This is a genomic window from Arthrobacter sp. MYb229, assembly GCF_002975405.1.
GTDB lineage: Bacteria > Actinomycetota > Actinomycetes > Actinomycetales > Micrococcaceae > Glutamicibacter.
Genome location: NZ_PCPS01000002.1, coordinates 122930 through 142001, shown reverse-complemented (window position 1 = coordinate 142001; position 19072 = coordinate 122930). Strand labels below are relative to the sequence as shown.

General features: G+C 59.6%; 15 protein-coding genes. 11 read left to right on the top strand and 4 right to left on the bottom strand.

Annotation, left to right across the window (positions count from 1 at the left end; genetic code table 11):
* Positions 1–9: 9 nt before the first annotated feature.
* From CQ019_RS07170 to CQ019_RS18470, 3 genes are all read right to left on the bottom strand, one after another.
* Positions 10–1428 (bottom strand): NAD(P)/FAD-dependent oxidoreductase, encoded by a 1419-nt coding sequence (locus CQ019_RS07170; protein ID WP_105569335.1) that lies wholly within the window; start codon positions 1426–1428, stop codon positions 10–12.
* Positions 1425–2879: a glycosyltransferase family 87 protein gene (locus CQ019_RS07165; protein WP_105569334.1), complete on the bottom strand. Its 1455-nt coding sequence runs from the start codon at positions 2877–2879 to the stop codon at positions 1425–1427. The genes CQ019_RS07170 and CQ019_RS07165 overlap by 4 nt, the downstream gene beginning before the upstream one ends.
* Before the next feature lie 164 nt (positions 2880–3043).
* Entirely contained in the window at positions 3044–3205 is a 162-nt protein-coding gene (locus CQ019_RS18470) for a hypothetical protein (RefSeq protein WP_181148318.1), read from the bottom strand.
* 174 nt (positions 3206–3379) lie between these two features.
* Between CQ019_RS18470 and CQ019_RS07160 the strand changes: the two genes are divergently transcribed.
* From CQ019_RS07160 to CQ019_RS07130, 7 genes are all read left to right on the top strand, one after another.
* Complete coding sequence (locus CQ019_RS07160) at positions 3380–4552, top strand: acylneuraminate cytidylyltransferase (RefSeq protein WP_181148316.1); 1173 nt, start codon at positions 3380–3382, stop codon at positions 4550–4552.
* Positions 4553–4584: 32 nt separating this feature from the next.
* Entirely contained in the window at positions 4585–5478 is an 894-nt protein-coding gene (locus CQ019_RS07155; RefSeq protein ID WP_096282878.1) for an N-acetylneuraminate synthase family protein, read from the top strand.
* An 81-nt stretch (positions 5479–5559) separates the two neighbouring features.
* A complete protein-coding gene (locus CQ019_RS07150) occupies positions 5560–6546 on the top strand; it encodes a glycosyltransferase family 2 protein (RefSeq protein WP_096282880.1) in 987 nt (328 codons plus the stop codon).
* Positions 6543–7886 (top strand): polysialyltransferase family glycosyltransferase, encoded by a 1344-nt coding sequence (locus tag CQ019_RS07145; RefSeq protein ID WP_096282882.1) that lies wholly within the window; start codon positions 6543–6545, stop codon positions 7884–7886. Before CQ019_RS07150 ends, CQ019_RS07145 begins: the two co-directional genes overlap by 4 nt.
* Complete coding sequence (locus CQ019_RS07140; protein ID WP_105569333.1) at positions 7883–8908, top strand: hypothetical protein; 1026 nt, start codon at positions 7883–7885, stop codon at positions 8906–8908. The genes CQ019_RS07145 and CQ019_RS07140 overlap by 4 nt, the downstream gene beginning before the upstream one ends.
* 8 nt (positions 8909–8916) lie before the next feature.
* Positions 8917–10149 carry a DUF6716 putative glycosyltransferase gene (locus tag CQ019_RS07135; RefSeq protein WP_255248290.1) on the top strand — a complete coding sequence of 411 codons (1233 nt, stop codon included), beginning with the start codon at positions 8917–8919 and terminating at the stop codon, positions 10147–10149.
* A 294-nt stretch (positions 10150–10443) separates the two neighbouring features.
* Entirely contained in the window at positions 10444–11529 is a 1086-nt protein-coding gene (locus CQ019_RS07130; protein WP_105554042.1) for an inositol-3-phosphate synthase, read from the top strand.
* Between the two features lie 935 nt (positions 11530–12464).
* Here CQ019_RS07130 and CQ019_RS07125 read toward each other — a convergent pair.
* Complete coding sequence (locus CQ019_RS07125) at positions 12465–13913, bottom strand: CCA tRNA nucleotidyltransferase (RefSeq protein WP_105569332.1); 1449 nt, start codon at positions 13911–13913, stop codon at positions 12465–12467.
* A 124-nt stretch (positions 13914–14037) separates the two neighbouring features.
* Here CQ019_RS07125 and CQ019_RS07120 point away from each other — a divergent pair, with 124 nt between their 5' ends.
* The 4 genes from CQ019_RS07120 to trxB all read left to right on the top strand — a co-directional run bounded on the left by CQ019_RS07120 (position 14038) and on the right by trxB (position 19072).
* Positions 14038–14577, top strand: a complete 540-nt coding sequence (locus tag CQ019_RS07120; protein ID WP_105554043.1) for an NUDIX hydrolase — start codon at positions 14038–14040, stop codon at positions 14575–14577.
* Entirely contained in the window at positions 14561–16318 is a 1758-nt protein-coding gene (murJ, locus tag CQ019_RS07115; protein ID WP_258133631.1) for a murein biosynthesis integral membrane protein MurJ, read from the top strand. Before CQ019_RS07120 ends, murJ begins: the two co-directional genes overlap by 17 nt.
* 98 nt (positions 16319–16416) lie before the next feature.
* Positions 16417–18003: a hypothetical protein gene (locus CQ019_RS07110; RefSeq protein ID WP_146112483.1), complete on the top strand. Its 1587-nt coding sequence runs from the start codon at positions 16417–16419 to the stop codon at positions 18001–18003.
* A 100-nt stretch (positions 18004–18103) separates the two neighbouring features.
* Complete coding sequence (trxB, locus tag CQ019_RS07105; protein ID WP_105554046.1) at positions 18104–19072, top strand: thioredoxin-disulfide reductase; 969 nt, start codon at positions 18104–18106, stop codon at positions 19070–19072.

The following is a 19072-nucleotide window of genomic DNA, read 5'->3' as shown; positions in this document are numbered from 1 at the left end:
CCTCAGTTCTTAGCTTCCCAGAGAGTATTCGCGACGGAGCATTGCCTTGGCGCCGAGGTAGCCGGCCATGCCATGCACCGAGGGGCCCGGAGGCGTCGCCGAAGAAACCAGGTACAGCCCCTTGGACTGCAAGTACCACGGCTCCGGGGAGAGCCGGGGGCGCATGATGCTGCCGAGCATATCCATGGTTCCACCCGAAAGGTCACCACCGACCAGCGCGGCATTCTGTCGTTCCAACCCGGTGGCCGGAACGACATAGCTTTCCCTGACTAAGTCGCTGAAGCCCGGGGCCGCGGCTTCGATTTGAGCGGTGATTTGGCGCTTCATATCGGCGGCAGAGCCCAATGGCACATGGCAGTAGGCCCAGATGACCTGTTCTCCACCCGGAGCCCGCGAATCATCGAAGACCGAGGGCTGGGCAACGATCAGGTATGGATGCTCGGCGGTACGCCGGTTGGCGATGCGTTCGGCCCGGCCGATTTGGCGAGCGGTCCCGCCTAGGTGGACGGTACCGGTTTGGCCGAGGACCGGGTCCTTCCATGGAACCGCTTCACGAAGCACAAAATGTATCAGGCAGCTCCCCGGCGAGCGCCGGGTCTGGGACAACGCCTTGGCTAGTTTCTCGGGAATTCTGCCGCTGGTCAGGTTCGCCGCGTCTTCGGCAGAGGTGTCGAGCAGGATAGACTCGGCAGCCAACTCATCAACATGCGACACCTTGTGCCCGGTATGGATTTTGCCCCCGTGGGCGGTGACTTCCGCGGCGAGCGCGTCCGAGATGGCCTGCGACCCTCCGCGCGGGATAGCCCATCCCTGGCTGTGGGCCGCGGCCGCGAGAAATAGCCCGGCCCCGGCGTTGGCCGGGCCGCGCGATCCGCCAGCCACATGTGCGGCGCAACCGGCATAGAGTGCGGCCGCCTGCGGGAACTTCCCTGAGAGCACATCTTTCAGCGCCATGCCGCCGAGCGTTGCGGCGCCAAAGATGCCCAGGGTCAACGGATGCGCCGGCACCCTCAGCAACGGGTTCAGCAAGGTGTCCCCCAGCTGCGTCATTCGGTCCACCAAAGGGCCAAGCAACCGGGTATAGGCGACCCCGTCCCGTGCGCCCAGGTCCTCACCGGTGCGCTTCAAATCCCGCCAGGCGTAGGCCGTGCGTTCGTCAAGGACATGCGCAAAAGATAGCTCCGGGACAATGAAGTCGACCCGTTCGTGCACGTTGAGCTCATGCATCGCCTCGGAGAGCATCGCCATCGGATGCACCGCGCTACCCAGGTCGAACTTCGCGCTCGAGCCCTCCAGGGGCTGAGTTCGCGCGGCCCCGCCGATCGTTTCATTTGCCTCGTAGACCTCAACTTGCAGTCCCGCTCGGGCGGCCACGGCGGCGGCGGCCAGGCCATTGGGTCCCGAACCAACCACTGCAATCGAGCTCATACCTGTTGCTCCTGAGAAGTATTAGTGGACTTGCGCAGTCCGCGCAAGGTGAAAACGTCTTTGGCTCCGGCAAAGGCACCAGCCAGCGGGTCCTCCTGGCCTACCGCACGGATTGGATCGCGGCGCGGGTCAAGGATCGAGCGCACCACCTGGAACATCAGGTAGGCAAGCATGCCCATATGCGCGAGCACCAGCACCACGTAGCCGATTTCCGGGAAGGTTTTATGCGGGTCTTGCTCTCCGGAGAATGCATCGAGATAGTTCCATAGCCCGTAGAAGTGGGCGACCTCCACCATCATCCAGACCAGGAACAACCGCCAGCGTGGCAGTGCCAGCGCGAACAACGGAATCAGCCAGACGATGAACTGCGGAGAGTAGACCTTATTGACCAGCACGAAGGAGGCGATGATCAGGAATGCCAGCGACCCCAGGCGCGGAGTACGCTTGGCCAGCAGACCGAGCACCGCAACACCGGCGCAGCAGATGAAGAACAGAATCAGGCCGTAACGGGAGATCTGTTCTGCCTCGAAGGTACCCATGGAATCGGTTTTTGCTGCCACCGCGTTCCACGCATGCCAGAAACTTGAAAGCCCGGCACCGCGTTCCGAGGAAAAGGTGAAGAAGTGCCTAAAGGAGTCCGGATAGGCCAGCGCGTAGGGCAGATTCACCAGGACCCAGGTGGCCGCGGCGGCGCCGCCGGTCACCCAGAAGACCTTGAGTTTTCCGGTGCGAAGCGCGATCACCAGTATCGCGCCGAGGATGAAAAACGGGTAGATCTTCATCGCCGCGCCCAAGCCAATCAGCACCCCGGCAAGTACTATGCGTCCGCGGGCGAAGGACAGCATGCCCATGGCAAGCAGTGCCACGGCCCACATATCCCAATTGATGCTCGCGGTCAGGATGATGCCCGGGGCGATCGCCACCATCGCCGCGTCCCAGGGACGGCGCCCGCCCATGCGCAGCGTGCACACCACGGTGACCACCCAGAGGATCGCCACGATGGTCAGGTTCATATCGAAGTAGAGCAGCGAGCGGTTCTCCAGACCCTGCGGGACCAGCGCGGCAACCGCCGAGGCCACCGCGCTCATCAGCACCGGGTATTCGAATTCGGCCCCGCTGCTGAACGGAACCCACGGGTTGTCGGCGAATCCGCGCGCCCCGAAGAGCGGCACCCAGTCGGTGTAGCAGGCATATACGTAGGGGTTGGAACCGCCCCAACCATTAAGCCTGCAGGGGTTCTTTGCCAAGAGCATGAACAGCGCGCCGAGGGTGGTCAGCAGGATCATGATGCGTTCAACACTGAAGAATCCGGGACTAACTCGCCCCGGATCGCTGCGGCGACCCAACGGGCCACCGATCAGCGCGGTGAACTGGCGCAGGAATCCGTCGGCCCGCGAGGGGACGGTAATCCGCAGCGGACCACGCTGGCTCGGTTTATTCGGGGCACTCATAGGTTCCAGCCTAGTTTGCCGGGGCACCGCACTGCACCATTTAGTCCGTTGATTCGGTTATTCGCACCGCTTCCATCGACTTCGAGCAGGCGGCAGGATGCCACTATGCACAGTCAACCCAAGGAAAGCCTGGGCCAGCCGGCGCAACTCCTCCGGGCGATCACCTAAGCCATCGACCGGCGCGAGGAAGTTTTCGCGGCAATCGAAAAGTCGATTCGCGCGCCGCGGCCGTGGCGAGCCTGGGCAACCTGTTGCAGGTAGACGAGTCTGGCACCCGGGCCGTCCTTGATATGCAGGCCCGCCGCTTCGCCGGTGAAGAACGCCAAAAGCTAAACGAACACTTGACCGTGCTTCGCGCCCAACTAGCGGCCCGGGAACCGTAAAACGACTGGATAAGCTCAATGACATGGGCATACAGGGTTTTCCCAGCAAGCTAAACCTGTTCTTCACCCTGCGTTAACCTGATGTAGGGCAGGTGGCCAACTCGGCTTCCTAGGCTCATGGATGTGAGTAAAACCGACAAGCCCAGCGTCCTAGCGATCATCCCAGCCCGGGGTGGTTCCAAAGGCGTCAAGCTCAAAAATCTACGCACCATCGGGGGCATCTCCCTGGTGGGCAGGGCCATCCTTGCGGCGCGTTCTGCGACGACAGTCAGCGAAGTCGTGGTCAGCACCGATCATGAACAAATCAAGGCCGAGGCCCTCGCCTACGGGGCCACCGTGATCAGCCGACCGGCAGATATCGCCGGAGACACGGCTAGCAGCGAAGCGGTGCTTCTCGATGTTTTGTCCAAGGTCTCCGACACTCCGGATATCACCTTGTTCATTCAATGCACCAGCCCGCTGATCGATCCTGCGGACCTGGACGCTGCGGTGGGCGCGGTCCGCGACGGCGGAGCCGAAGTCAGCTTCGCCGCGGTACCCGACCATGGATTTCATTGGACCGCCGATCCCCAGGGGCTCGCGCTGGCCAGCGGACATGACGCGGCGAACCGGCCGCGCCGCCAAGACCGCGAGGCACGCTGGCTGGAGACCGGGGCGTTCTACGCCATGGAGACCGCCGGGTTCCAGGCAGCCAAGCACCGGTTCTTCGGCCGAGTTCGCATCTGCGAGGTCGCCGCGGAACACGGGATGGACATCGACACCGAAGCGGACCTGGCGCTGGCGCAACTGCGCGTCCCGCAGCACAGCGAACCGATCCTAGTTGATGCGGTAGTCACCGATTTTGACGGGGTGCATACCCCGGACACCGCCTACGTGGACGAACACGGTACCGAAACCGTGCGCGTCTCGCGCTCCGATGGCATGGGCGTGGCCCGGCTACGAGCGGCCGGCGTGAAGTTCCTGATCCTGTCCAAGGAACGCAATCCGGTAGTCGCCGCCCGAGCGGCAAAACTGAATGTCGAGGTCGCCCACGGCATCGACAACAAGGCCGAATACCTGGCCCGCTGGCTGGTCGACGAGTCGATCAACCCGGCCCGCGTTGCCTATGTAGGCAATGACATCAATGATCTGGCACCTATGGAGCTGGTCGGCTGGCCGATCACGGTCGCCGACGCCAGCGACGAGGTGCATCGAGCCGCACGGCACCGCCTGACCCGCCCCGGCGGGAATGGTGCGGTCCGTGAGCTCGCCGAGCTGGTCCTCGCGGCCCGCTCCAATCCTCAAGTTTGAATTCCCAAGTTTTCCCAATGAAAGGCAAGTCAATGACCTCCGTGAACACCGAAATCAAGCCAGTAGCCATCGGCGAATCCCTGCTCGGCACCGGCCAGCAGGTTTACGTCATCGGCGAGATCGGCATCAACCACAATGGCGACATCGAGATCGCCAAGCAGTTGATCGACGTCTCGGCCGAGGCCGGCGCCAACGCGGTCAAGTTCCAGAAGCGCACCCCGGAGATCTCCACCCCGATGGACATGCGCGACAAGATCCGCTCCACCCCATGGGGCGACATGACCTACCTGGACTACCGCTACCGCGTCGAGTTCGACCAGGCACAGTACAAGGAGCTCATCTCCTACGCTGCTTCCAAGGGCCTGCACGCCTTCGCTTCCCCATGGGACGTTCCTTCGGTTGAGTTCATGGAAGAGCAGGGTGCAGTCACCCACAAGGTCGCCTCGGCCTCGGTCACCGACATCGAGCTGCTCAAGGCCCTCGCGCAGACCGGCAAGCCAATCATCCTGTCCACCGGCATGTCCACCATCGAGCAGATCGATACCGCGGTGGAGACCCTGGGCACCGACAAGCTGGTCATGATGCACGCAACTTCCACCTACCCATTGCCTCCAGAAGAGGCAAACCTGCGCATGGTCGAGACCCTGCGCGAGCGCTACCAGGTGCCGGTAGGCTACTCGGGCCACGAGCGCGGCCTGCAGATCTCGCTGGCAGCCGTCGCCTTGGGCGCGGTCACCGTCGAGCGCCACATCACCCTGGACCGCACCATGTGGGGTTCGGATCAGGCTTCTTCGCTGGAGCCAAAGGGCTTCGAATCGCTGATCCGCGACATCCGCATCCTCGAGCAGGCCATGGGCGACGGCGTGAAGAAGGTCTTCCCGGGCGAGCTGGCACCGCTTTCGCGCCTGCGCCGCGTCGACGCCTAGCCACGGCACACAACCGGCGGTTGGACTCACCGACGGGTCCAACCGCCGTTTATTTTTGCCCCGCCTAGCCCAGAAGGAACCATGAGTTTGATCCCCGGTCGTATATCAGTGGTGATTCCCGCCTATAACCAGGAGGAATACATCTGCGATGCCCTCACCTCGCTGACCCGCCAAAAGCTGGGCAAGTGGGAACTAGAGGTGCTGGTGGTCGATGATGCTTCCACCGATCAGACCGCGAATCTGGTGCTCGGCTACCAGCAGAAGCTCGAGGGCCTCGAGCTGGTCAGCCTCACCGAAAACGCCGGAGTCTCCGCGGCCCGCAACGCCGGGCTCGAGCGGGCCACCGGCGAATTCTTCACCTTCCTGGACCCGGACGACTGGTACGCTCCGGAACACCTCGCCACCCTGGCCGCGGCCTTGGAAGACCTGCACGTGGACTTCGTCCGCACCGACCACGTGCGGGTGACCGGAACTAACCGGGTGCTGCACCGCGCCCCGCAGGCGCTGCGCGGCCTGCCCCTGAACCCGGCAGATGATATCGAGCCGATCGACTCCCCCTCGATGGTGGACTATGCCTTCGTTTGGGCGGGAATGTATCGCACCGAACTGATGCGCAGCAAGGACACCTACCTGTTCGACGCGGACTTGCACAGCGCCGAGGACCGGCTGTGGCTTTGGAAGCTGCATCTGCGCACCAGCCGCTACGCGGTGATCTCCTACCCCGGAGTGTTCTACCGCCGCGGGTTGCCCGGTTCGCTCACCCAGGTCTTCGACCAGCGCCAGCTCGGCTTCATTCCGGCCTATGCGCGGATCCTGGAGGAGGTGCGTGCCCATGAGCACGCCGACCGCCACCTGCCCAAGGCGATGCGCCAGTTCTTCGCGATCGTGTGCCATCACGAGAAACGCGCCAAGCACTACCCGCCACAGGTGCGGCTAGAAATGAAACAGCAGCTACGAAAGATATTCACCACCATCGACGTTAATATTGCACAACAGGTAGCGCTCGAAATGGATATTGCGCGCCGCCGCCACATCCTTTCCTTCCTTCAGGTCGGGGCCGCTAAATGATCGCTTTAGTCGAGGCCAGCAGCTATTTTCAGTTAGCTTCCCTGGCCGCCATGGCCGACGCCGGACTGCTGCCGCAGGCAGATGAATATGTTCTGGTGCTCGCCAATGGCTCGCAGCTGCCCGAACTGACCACGCCCCTTCACGAAGCCCCGGGATTCGCCGAGCTTGCCGCCCGATTCGATCGGGTGGTGGATTTCGCCGCGCTGATCTCCCCGCGCCGGCCTGCCCAGTTCAACCCGCGCGAAGACGAATTGCTCATCTTCGAACGCTTGCTGCGCAGTGCCTGGGATCTGGGAGACGAACGGCTGACGCTAGTTCTCGAATCGATCCAGGTAAACCCGGCTCGGGCGCTGGCGCGGATCTTCTTCGACGCGTCGATCTGGGTGCATTCGGACGGTCTGATGTCCTACGGTCCGACGCGCAATAAGCTGCAGGTCCCAATGGCCCAGCGCCTGGCCGGGACCATACACGTCGATCTGGTGCCGGGCCTCGAGCCGCAGCTGCTCGCCGAGCAGCAACCATCACGCTTGGTCTTGCAGGGAACCGCGCTGGCGCCGGTCTTTGCGCAACTTGCACGGGAGGCGCAGCTGCAGCTGCCCGAGGGCGCCGCCCTGATCCTCGGCCAGTATCTGGGTTCCCTCGGCCTGATGGATGCCGAGGAAGAACTAGAGCTGCACGAGCAGATGCTCCGAGCCGCCAAGGACCGAGGGCTGCACACCATCTTGTTCAAGGCCCACCCGTCGGCCAGCGCCACCTCGGCGGCCCGATTGCGCGCCCGCGCCCAAGACCTCGAGCTGGATTTCCATCTGCTCGATACCGATCATCTGGCCGAAACCGTGATCCTCGCGGCGAAGCCGGAAGTTGTCATCTCCTGCTTCTCCACGGCGCTGGTCACCGCCCACTATGTGCTCGGTACGCCGGTTCAGGCCGTGGGTACCGCCAAGATGCTGCAGCTTCTCGCCCCCTATGAGAACTCGAACCGTATTCCGCTATCGATCATCCACGGGCTCTTTGTCCAGGACCTGCCGGCTCCCGCTCGCGCCGGAAGCATCGACATGCTCAGCGACTTGCTCGGTGCCATTTCTTATTGCATGCAGTCCACGCAGCTCCCGCATTTGCGCCCGGTCGCCGAGGCTTTCCTCGCCGAACACTACGGCGTGTTTTCCGCCCACTTCAAGCGTCGACGCATCACCAAGCTTGCGCTGCCACCGCAGTGGGCCCACTTGCAAGCACGTCGTTCGGTGCCGGCCAAGGTCCGTGGCGTATCCCGCCACATGCTGCGCCACGGCTCACGGACCTTGGACACCATGTCCAAATCCCTGAGTCGACTGGCAAAATGAACGATACGATGATCAAAATTTCCCAACCCGACACCCAGGAAGTGCCACGGCCACGCTTTGGCACCGCCCATGTGTGGGTGGAATCTCCCCTGCAGCTGCTCTCGGCCGTGGAAACTCACGCCGCCGGATTGCTCGGCGATGAGGTGCGCATCATTCCGCGGCGCGGGATGCCGCTGGAGGCAACCACCGGCGCACTGCTGAGAAATTCGCCGGCTGGTTTGCACTTCATGCCCGCGGCCAAAAGGCCACCGCAGCCTAGCTCGGCGCGAGACAGGTACGTCACCGGCGATGCCTATTCGGGCCGGATACAGCGCACCATGCTGACCGGGGTCAAGGCCAAGGAAATTGTCATCATCGATGATGGGCTGGCCACGTTGGCGCTGATCCGGCAGCTGGTCAGCGAGGAACCTACCGCTGTGGTGCGCGCCCGCGCGAAGAACACCGCTGCCCGCGTGGGCCTGGGCTTGGCGATGTGGCACCGGCTGCGCGGCTTGGCTCGAGAGGGACGTCTGCTGATCGTCTCTGCCTTGCAGGTTGAACCGGAAATCAGGAAGCGCATGGATGCGCTGGGCATCAAGTTCGCCCAGCACAGGTTCGAGTGGCTAGCTACTCAACCCGTCGCCGAACGATTCACCGAACCGACCTTGCTCATCGGCTCGGCCATGGCGGCGGACGGAATTATTCATGCCGCGCCGTATCTGCAATGGATTCGTTCCATTGCCGCAGAAGGGCCAGTAGCCTTCTTCCCGCACCGCCGAGAGACTCCGCAGATATTGGAAGAACTACAGCAGATTCCCAACGTGGTGCTGAAGGAGCATACGATTCCGATCGAGATGCGATTGCGCGATTTGCGTCCCGGACAAGAAATCAGGGCGCTTCCTTCTACCGTCATTCCCTCCTTGCGCCTCCTGCTCGGTAATGAAGCACGTAACCTGTACGCGCAACCGGTGCCGGGTCATTGGTGGACGCCGAGCACCTCGCAAGATCTTCGTGACCATCTATCAAGCTCGTTGAGGGTGTGACGATCCTCGTGAAACCAGCAATTCTTGCGGTCGCGGATTCAGACTCGTATCTGAAACTCGCCACCACATTCCTGCACCGTCTGGGCCCGAGTTGGGACCGTCGCGTCGTATTGGCGCGCACCCCTGTCATGCCCACCGAAGAACAGATCGCCGCAGCATTCGAGGGAACCGACCTCGACCCCGCAGATCTAGAGGTCTTAGCCTTGAATCAGTTCAATGCGCAAACCGTTGGCGAAGATGTCGTCTTCGCCGCCGCCACTGGGCCAGTGGTCGCCGAGTTGTATGCTCGAATGCTGCGCACCGAGCCGGTGGACCAACGACGCACCGCGCTGATCTCCGCGCTTCCCGGGGTCGCCTATCCTGCCACCCGCAAAGGATGGAATTACCGCCGGCCAGGTGACGCATTCATCTGCCATTCACACGCCGAGGCGCGCGATTTTTCATTTATGAACCTCGACCACGAGGGTCATCAGCCAACGATCATGGTCAGCAAGCTTCCCTTTCTGCGTTCCTCGGGTTTTCCCACCAGTTCATCTGCCCCGATCAAGCGACTGGTCTTTGCACCGCAGGCCAAGGTGCCTGTCGGTAAATCCGAACGCGAGAGCATTCTGGTCTCGCTCGAGCAGGCCGCTCGGCTCAATCCGGGACTGGAAGTCATGGTCAAATTGCGAGCGCGCGCTGGCGAACCGCAGACGCATCTCGAGGCCTACCCCTATGACCTACTTTTTGAAGAGCTTGTTCGCTCTGGCCGGTTGGGAAAGTCCACGCATCTGCGCTTCGTGACCGGCAGCATGTCTGAAGTGCTTACGGAGCATAGCGCGCTCGTGACCGTTTCATCCACGGCAGCGCTCGAGTCGATCGATCGCGGATTGCCGACCATGGTGCTCTCCGACTTCGGCGTAAATGCCCAGATGATCAACGTCGTTTTCGAATCCTCCGGATTGCTCGGTACTCTGCAGGACCTCGAGGACCTGAACTTTGAACCGGCAAACAAGCCCTGGCTACGAGAAAACTATTTTCACCGTGTGGACAACACGTTCAATGAATCTTTGACCATCCTCGCGCATCGTGCCCGGGGCGGTCAGCTAAAAACAGATCCCGAGATTCTGGCTTTCATCAAGCACCAACCACTTCGTCAACGGGTCCGGACGGCACTTCCGACACCAGTGCTCAGGGTATTGCTGAAAATTCGCAGACACATGAAGTTGTCACGACAATCAAACCCAAGGTCCATGTCATGATCAAAATTATCTATGCGAGTGACGTAGGAAATTCGTTATTCTTTCAGTAGCAGTCATAGGCATAATTGGCTTTGCTCTTGTACAAGAATAGCTCCTTGATCCGCCTTTTCCCGGATTGCTGCATGCCAAACTCACCACGATCAGCCTGCCTTCCGTTGAAACATCCGGTGATTGCAACCACTATGGGAATGTTTCTTGGCCAAAAGGTCTTAAGATCATTAAGGGCCCATTAATAGACTGTGCTATCGCGCGGTCATTTTGCCCACAGATTTGTATATTTCATTAGGAGTTCATGTGTCGGCGAGCCCGATTCGCGTTGCCATTGTTGGTGTGGGTAACTGCGCCACTTCCCTTATCCAAGGTGTCGAGTACTACCGAAGTGCCGACGAAAATGCCTCTATTCCGGGCCTGATGCACGTGCGATTCGGTGATTACCACGTGGCCGACGTTGAATTCGTTGCGGCATTCGATGTGGATGCGAAAAAGGTCGGCCTCGACCTATCCGACGCTATCCTGGCCAGCGAAAACAACACCATCAAGATCGCCGACGTACCAGCCACCGGTGTCACCGTGCAGCGCGGGCCCACCCTGGACGGTCTGGGCAAGTACTACCGGGAGACCATTGAAGAGTCGACCGCCGACCCTGTTGACGTCGTCAAGGCGTTGAAGGAAAACAAGGTCGACGTCATGGTCTGCTACCTGCCGGTGGGTTCCGAAGACGCAGCAAAGTTCTACGCTCAGTGCGCTATCGATGCAGGCGTTGGCTTCGTCAACGCCCTGCCGGTCTTCATTGCCGGCACCCCGGAGTGGGCACAGAAGTTCACCGATGCAGGCGTGCCAATCGTGGGCGACGACATCAAGTCGCAGATCGGCGCCACCATCACACACCGTGTGATGGCCAAGCTCTTCGAAGACCGTGGCGTGGTGCTTGATCGCACCTACCAGCTGAACGTCGGCGGCAACATGGACTTCAAGAACATGTTGGAACGCGATCGTTTGGAATCCAAGAAGATCTCCAAGACTCAGGCAGTCACCTCGAACACCTCGGCCAAGCTCACCGCTGACGACGTGCACATCGGACCTAGCGACTACGTTGCCTGGCTCGATGACCGCAAGTGGGCGTTCGTTCGCCTCGAGGGACGCAACTTCGGTGATGCTCCGGTGAATCTGGAATACAAGCTAGAGGTTTGGGACTCGCCAAACTCGGCCGGTGTCATCATTGATGCTGTGCGTGCAGCCAAGATCGCGCTTGACCGCGGCATTGGCGGCCCGATCCTGTCGGCTTCGAGCTACTTCATGAAGTCCCCACCAGAGCAGTACGACGACGAGTCGGCTCGCGCAAAGGTCGAAGCCTTCATCCGCGGCGACATCGAACGCTAGAAAGTCCCCCGGGACGAAGCAAAAAAGATCCGTGCGTGGAATTCTGGAATAGAGTTCCATGCACGGATCTTTTTGTATGCTCCTTCTATAGCGCGCGGCTTGCCCCGGACGCGGAGAAGCCCGCCGGCTGATAGGCCGGCGGGCCTCTGCTGAATTGTTTGCGAGTTCATTTCGCACCCCTTCCTGTAGTTGGCAACAACGGTAATGGCGTTGAGCTCAACTATCGGATACGGAGGTACATTTCCGGTGGCACATGGTTGACCAACTCCCGCTGACTTAGTCGGCGGTTTAATTCGGCACTATCAAGTTGCTTCCGGTTCTTAGCAAAACGCTTTTTCATTATTGTTCCCTCCCTTCTAAACAGATCGGGGAGGTGGGAAGGTCCTGGTGCGTAGTAGAAACTGCGCGAGCTTTCAGGCTTTCGGGACCTGCGAAGATGAGTTCCGAGGTTCGAACGGCCCGTTGAACAGAGCTATCAAAAAGTGGAGCAGACATGAAAAAAGTTCCTAAGGGAGAATGTCGATTACTGACTGACCGCCCCAGGAACTTTTGCTTGAATTCGTAGAAGTCTAGGAATCCATCATTCCGGAGGCAGGGGAAACGCCATGGCGCGCGGCAAAGCCGAACCAGCAATTTGAAAAGGCCATTTTGCCTGATCGCATGCCGCCATAATTCCAGTTATCTCGATTTGTAATCACGTTTCCCACCTCCTAAAAATCTGTCCGAGTCAATCGCGCAAAAGCCCGAGACTCACTTAGTATTGTCTTTTTGATCCGCAAGTCTCATTGAGACTTCCCAATCACAATATTCAGCATACATGGAGAATTTCGCACGCGCCAGTGATTTACTCAAATTCTTCAATAAGTTTCTTTAAAGCCGTGTAGGGACGCTCTGGGCCTGCCCCAAAACGTCCCTACCTGCGCTAATTGCAACTACTATTCGGCTGCTGGTTGCTGAGATTCCGGTTGTTCCGCCCACCATGCACGGAGTCTTTCTGCGGCGACTTGCTCTCCCAGCGGCCCGTCATCCAAACGCAGGTTGAGCATGAAATTGTAGGCGCGACCTACCAATGGCCCGGCTTTAATGTCCAGCAAAGCCATAATCTGTTCACCATTCAAATCTGGACGAATGGACTTCAGCTCTTCCTGCTCGGTAATTTCAGCTATCCGCGTCTCTAGATCGTCATAGGCAAATCCGAGGCGCTCGGCCTTACGGCGGTTGCGGGTCGTGACATCCGACCGGGTCAGGCGGTGCAATCGCTCAAGCAGTTCGCCCGCGTCGGTCACATAGCGGCGCACAGCCGAATCGGTCCAACCGGCGTCTCCATAGCCGTAAAAGCGCATGTGCAGTTCAACCAGGCGCGCCACCGCTTTGGTGGTGTCCTTGTCGAATCGCAGGGCGCGCATGCGCTGTTTCACCAATTTCGAACCGACCATGTCATGGTGGCGGAATGAAACCGCGCCATTGGACTCGAACTTACGAGTTGCAGGCTTTCCAGCGTCATGCAGCAACGCCGCGAAGCGAAGAATGAAATCTGGCCCTGGAACGGGGCCCTCGCTATCGGTTTCATGTCCTATGGCTTGTTCAAGCACGGTCAGCGAATGCTGATAGACATCCTTGTGCCGGTGGTGCTCATCGATTTCCAAGCGCAGCGCTGAAACCTCGGGCAGCACCTTGTCTGCCAAACCCGAATCGACCAGCAAATCTATGCCCGTACGCGGGTCGGCTCCGTTGATCAGCTTGATCAATTCGTCGCGTACTCGTTCGGCAGAAATGATATCGATGCGCTCGGTCATTTCGCTCATCGCCTGGCGAACCTCGGAGGACACCTCGATGCGAAGCTGCGATGCGAATCGTGCGGCTCGCATCATGCGCAACGGGTCATCCGAGAAGGAGATATCGGGGGAACCTGGAGTGCGGATTAGTTCATCGCGCAGCGAACTGACCCCGTCGAAGGGATCCACCAGTTCCAAATCGGGCAGACGTAACGCCATGGCATTCATGGTGAAGTCTCGGCGGTACAGGTCATCATGCAGGTTATCGCCAAAGGCAACGATTGGCTTGCGCGAATCCTTGTCATAGGCGTCAGCCCGGTAAGTCGTGACCTCTAATGTGTGCTCACCCTTTTTCAAGGCGATGGTCCCGAATTCGCGTCCCACATCCCAGATGTTGTCGGCCCATCCCGAGATCACCTTAACGGTTTGCTCCGGCTTCGCGCTGGTGGTGAAATCCAGGTCGGGAGAGACACGGCCAAGATAAAGATCGCGGACCGGACCACCAACCAGGGAAATCTCATGACCGGCACGAACGAAACGATCGGCGAGCTCGAAAATGACCGAAGGCAGGATCTGGCGCAGGGCGTCATGAGATGGAAGTGCGTACATAGTTCCTTAAGCGTGCCAGATTTCTGGTGTTCTCGCTTGAAAAATCGCGGAACTTCCTTGCGAGATACCTCTCTTGTCCAAGTCGCTAAGGCGTAGATCGCCAAAAAGTCGATAGAGTGGTTTCATGAACCGTCCGATCCCGTCTGCCCCAAAGCGCACGCCATTGACTGCGTCAATGGCTTCTGCGCAGGCGTCCGGCGGTCCTCAGACACTTCCAACGGTCGAAGAAGTTTCCTCCGGCGGCATTGTTATTGACTTTGACAACCCTGATTTTCCAGTCGCAATCATTGCACGGTACAACCGCGGTGGACGTTTGGAATGGTGCCTTCCTAAGGGGCACCCCGAGGGCGAAGAGATCAATGAGGAAGCTGCCGTCCGCGAGATCGAAGAAGAAACCGGCATTGCCGGTCGTATCCTCGCTCCGCTGGGCTCTGTGGACTACTGGTTCACAGTAACCAATTACCGGGTTCATAAGACCGTGCACCATTTCCTCCTGGAAGCCACCGGCGGACACCTCACGATCGAGAACGACCCAGACCATGAGGCGGTAGATGTCGCATGGGTACCCTTGAATGCGCTCGGTAAGCGTCTTTCCTTCCCTAATGAACGCCGGATCGCTGACCTGGCACGCGAGGTCCTTACGAAGTATGTCTCAGGTTCCTAATTCACCGCTCAGCCCCGATCAGCCGAATACCGGAACCCACGAACAGGTTACTGAACTAGCGACACCAGCGGCCCCGGCTTCCGGTGGAAGATCAAAAACCTATGCGCTGATGGCGTCGGGCACATTGGTTTCCCGCATGCTCGGCTTCGTCCGCACCGCCATGCTGGCCATGGCCATTGGTTCGGTCACCTCGGTGGCAGATATCTTCGAGAAGGCGAACGTCATCCCGACGATCATCTTCATGCTGCTAGCTGGCGGCGTCTTCAACGTGGTGTTGATTCCACAACTTATCAAGGCCTCCAAGGCCAAGGACCGTGGAGCCGCATACACCTCGAAGCTAGTCACCCTCACCATCGTGGTGATGGGTACGCTGACGGTTGTGCTGACCTTGTGCGCCCAACCAATTATCATTGCGCTCACTAACAACTGGACCGATCCGATGATCGCGCTCGGCACGGCGTTCGCCTATTGGTCCTTGCCACAGATCTTCTTCTACGGGCTATATGCGGTGCTTGGGCAGGTCCTCAATGCGCACGGCAGATTCGCCGCCTTCATGTGGGCTCCTGCGGCCAATAACCTGATCCAATTATTGGTAATCGGCTCGTTCATGCTGGTCTTCGGCGCCTATTCTTCGGGCGATCCGATGGATTCTTGGAGCACCGGAAAAACTATATGGCTTGCCGGCGGTGCGACCCTAGGCATCATCATGCAATCTCTCGTACTGCTCTGGCCATTGAAGAAGACTCACCTCAAGCTCCGCTTCGATTTCTCCTGGCGTGGGATGGGACTGCGCCGGGTCGGCCGGCTAGCTATCTGGACGCTGGCGGCGATGGTCATCGGCAACATCTCTTCTTTGATCTACTCGAAAATCGTCTCCGGAGCGACGGCGGCCCGTACCGAACTATCTGCCGAACAGGCCGCCTCAGTAGCCGGCGAATACGCGCTGAATACCTCGCAGCTAATCACCGTGTTGCCACATTCACTGTTCGCACTGACCGTGGCCACCGTCCTTTTTAATGACTTCACCCGAGCCTTTGCCGACCGCCGGCGCAAAGATATCGGACCACTGCTCAACCAGGGCATGCGCTCTACCGCAATCCCTATCATTTTCTTCACCGTGGTCTTCATCGTATTGGCCGGTCCGTTGGGGCGCCTCTTCGCCGGCAGTTCCGAAAATTCCGTTCAAGCGGCAGCCGCCATCGGCCAGTTGCTGGTCCTCACCGCTCTGGGGCTTCCGTTCAAGTCGATCCAGTTCTTCATGTTGCGCGTCTTTTTCGCCGACGAAGACACCCGGACTCCCATGCTGATCCAGAGCAGCATTGCCGCGATCGGTCTGATCGGCGCCGTGTTGGCAGCCTGGCTGGTCGACCCGATAAATATTGCCGCAGCGATTGCCTTCATCTACGGCATCACCAATGTCATCTCGGCAGTCATCACGCATTATCTGATCAAACGACGCTACGGCGACTATGGCGTCACCAAGGTCATCGACACCTATATACGAATCGGTTGGATGGCCACCCTGTCTGCAATTATTGGCTGCATTCCCCTGGCTTTATTGGGTGGTTTCAGCTTCGGATTCGCTTATGAATCGCTGTTCAGCGCCGCTGTCACGATCTGTGTTGTGGGCCTAGTTATGGCCATAAGCTTTGTGTTGTTGTTGCATCGGACCAAGGTCCCGGAGCTCGCCGGATTCCTCGGCCCGCTTATGCGCAGAATTCCGCGCCTTTCCAAGCCGTGATTCTGCTCAAATGACCAACAAATGACGGGTTTGGGCAGGTAACATGAAGGATGGTGGGTCTGCCTGCCGTTCGAAGCAATCAAACCTTGGAGATGCACGTGTCGCAGCCCATCGATGTCGGTTCTGTCCTTAGCGGGCGCTACCAGGTCACCGAAACCGTTCTGACCACAGCCGAGGGAGATCTGGTGCTTGGCGGCATCGATCAGGTGCTCAACCGATCGGTCAGCATCGTGGTCGCTTCCGCGGCCAACTCCTCGCAGCTGGCCACCAGCGCGCGTGAAATTGCCATGGGCGAGCGTCAGGCCAACGTCCAGGTACTGGACCTTGGGATCACCGAAACGAATCAAAGCTACTTAGTGGCGAACGTCGCCCGCTCAGCCGACCTGCTGGATCTGGTGCTCGAGGCACAAGACGCGCCGTACGTCGAACCGTTCTTCACTGATACCCTGGGCACCGAGCTATTCGGCGAGTCCCGTCAGTCGGTACCCGAGACTTACGAAGACGATGCTGAATACTACGAACAGCTGCGCTACGAAGACGAGCCTGAAGAACAGAACAAGGTTGGCAACGCGCTGAGCAGCGGGTTCGCCGGTTTGAAGAACCGTTTTGGCCGCAAGAATGCCACCGCCGCGGAATCCGTCGATGAAGACGAGTACGTCGAAGAAAATACCGACGATCAGACCGCACCCAATGCCCAGGTAACCACCCCCACGGTGGCAACCCCGATCTCACCGGCAAACAAGGCTTCTGCGACCCCTAAGCCCAAGGTGACCCGTCTGGACGACGATGAGGAACCCAATGTCACCGCAACGGCCGCCCTCGCGGCTGCGGCCCAGTCCAAGGGATCTGCTCCTAAGAAAGAGGAGCCGAAAAAAGAAGAGCCAAAGAAGCCTGCGCAGAAAAAGGCAGCAGCTATGGCCGGCATCGCCGCAGCTTCCGCACCGAAGGCTTCTACCTTCCCTGCAGCCGCCAAGGGCGTTCCTGCACAGGACGTTCCAGAGCCACTGGAGGAAGAGGAAGACGAAGGCACCTCGAAGGGCGTACGTCTGCTCGTGGGCGCCGTGCTGATCGCGGTGCTGATCATCGGCATCGTTTTCGCCTTCAACTTCTTGGGTGGCGCAGGTAAGGACACAACTGCCGATCCTTCGACCGCCCCGTCCGAAACCGCGGCCGCACCGACCCAGGACGAGGCTGAAACGCCAAGCGAGCCTTCACTGCCGGCTCCAAAGGTCGATGATGTCTCGCGTCTGGTGCCAGGCAACCAGCAGCTTAATGCGGAAACCGACAACACCCTCGGCGACATGATCGACGGCAATCCTTCGAGCACCTACAAGACCTACTCGTACACCACCAGCAACTTCGGTGGCTTCTCCTCGAATATGGTCTTCATCCTGGAGCTTGAAGAGGAATCGGGAATCTCCGAAATCAATCTCGAGGGCCTGAATGCCACCGGTGGCGACTACGAGATCCTCGTAGGTACCTCAGATGATCTGGGCGATGCGAAGTCTGTGGCCAAGGGCTCGTTCTCCGGTCCATCGATCTCCGTTCCGGTCAAGGGCGATGACTCCGATCAGATGGCAGGCACGCACGTATTCCTCAACGTCACTGACCTGCCACGCCGTGCTTCGGGCGCCAATGCCTCCCGTCCATTCGGCTTGCAGATCGGCGAGTTCTCCGCCAAGTAACAGAAGCGGAATTTTTTACCAAAGCAATGCGTTGAGGTGGATAGTGAGGTTAGACCTTGCTATCCACTTCGCATTATTAGAACGAAAGGGTTCTACCCTCGTGACTTCAGCACAGAACGACGAAATCCGCGACGTAATCATCGTCGGCTCCGGCCCGTCGGGTTATACCGCTGCGATTTACACCGCGCGTGCGAACCTGAACCCGTTGGTCATTGCCGGCTCAGTCACCGCCGGTGGCGAACTGATGAACACCACGGACGTCGAAAACTTCCCAGGCTTCCCCGAGGGCATCATGGGCCCTGACCTGATGGACAACATGCAGAAGCAGGCCGAGCGCTTCGGCGCCGAGGTGCTCTTCGATGATGTCACCGAGATGCAGCTCGACGGCGAAATCAAGACCCTGTCGTTGGCCGACGGTACCGTGTACCGCGCCCGCACCGTCATTGTTTCCACTGGCTCTGCCTACCGCGAGCTGGGCCTTCCAGACGAAAAACGCCTCTCCGGCCACGGTGTCTCCTGGTGTGCTACCTGCGATGGTTTCTTCTTCCGCGACCAGACGATCTCCGTCATCGGCGGCGGCGACTCCGCAATGGAAGAAGCTCTCTTCCTGACCAAGTTCGCGGCAAAGGTCATCGTGGTGCACCGCCGCAGCGAACTTCGCGCGTCGAAGATCATGGCGGATCGCGCCTTGGCACACGAAAAGATCGAATTCGTCTGGGACTCCGAGGTTGTCGGCATTAACGGCGAAAACAAGGTCAACGGCCTCGTCGTGAAGAACCGCAACACCGGCGAAGAGTCCACCCTGGATGTCACCGGAATCTTCGTAGCCATCGGCAATGATCCACGCGTGGATCTCGTCAAGGATCAGCTGGAGCTAACCGCAGAAGGCACCATCGCCGTCGACGGCCGTTCTTCGCGTACTTCGTTGCCTGGTGTTTACGCAGCTGGCGACGTCATCGATTCAAACTACCGTCAGGCAATCACCGCCGCAGCTTCCGGCTGCGCCGCTGCTCAGGACGTCGAGCATTACTTGGCCAACGTCAAGACCCCGGCCAAGGTAACCAACTAA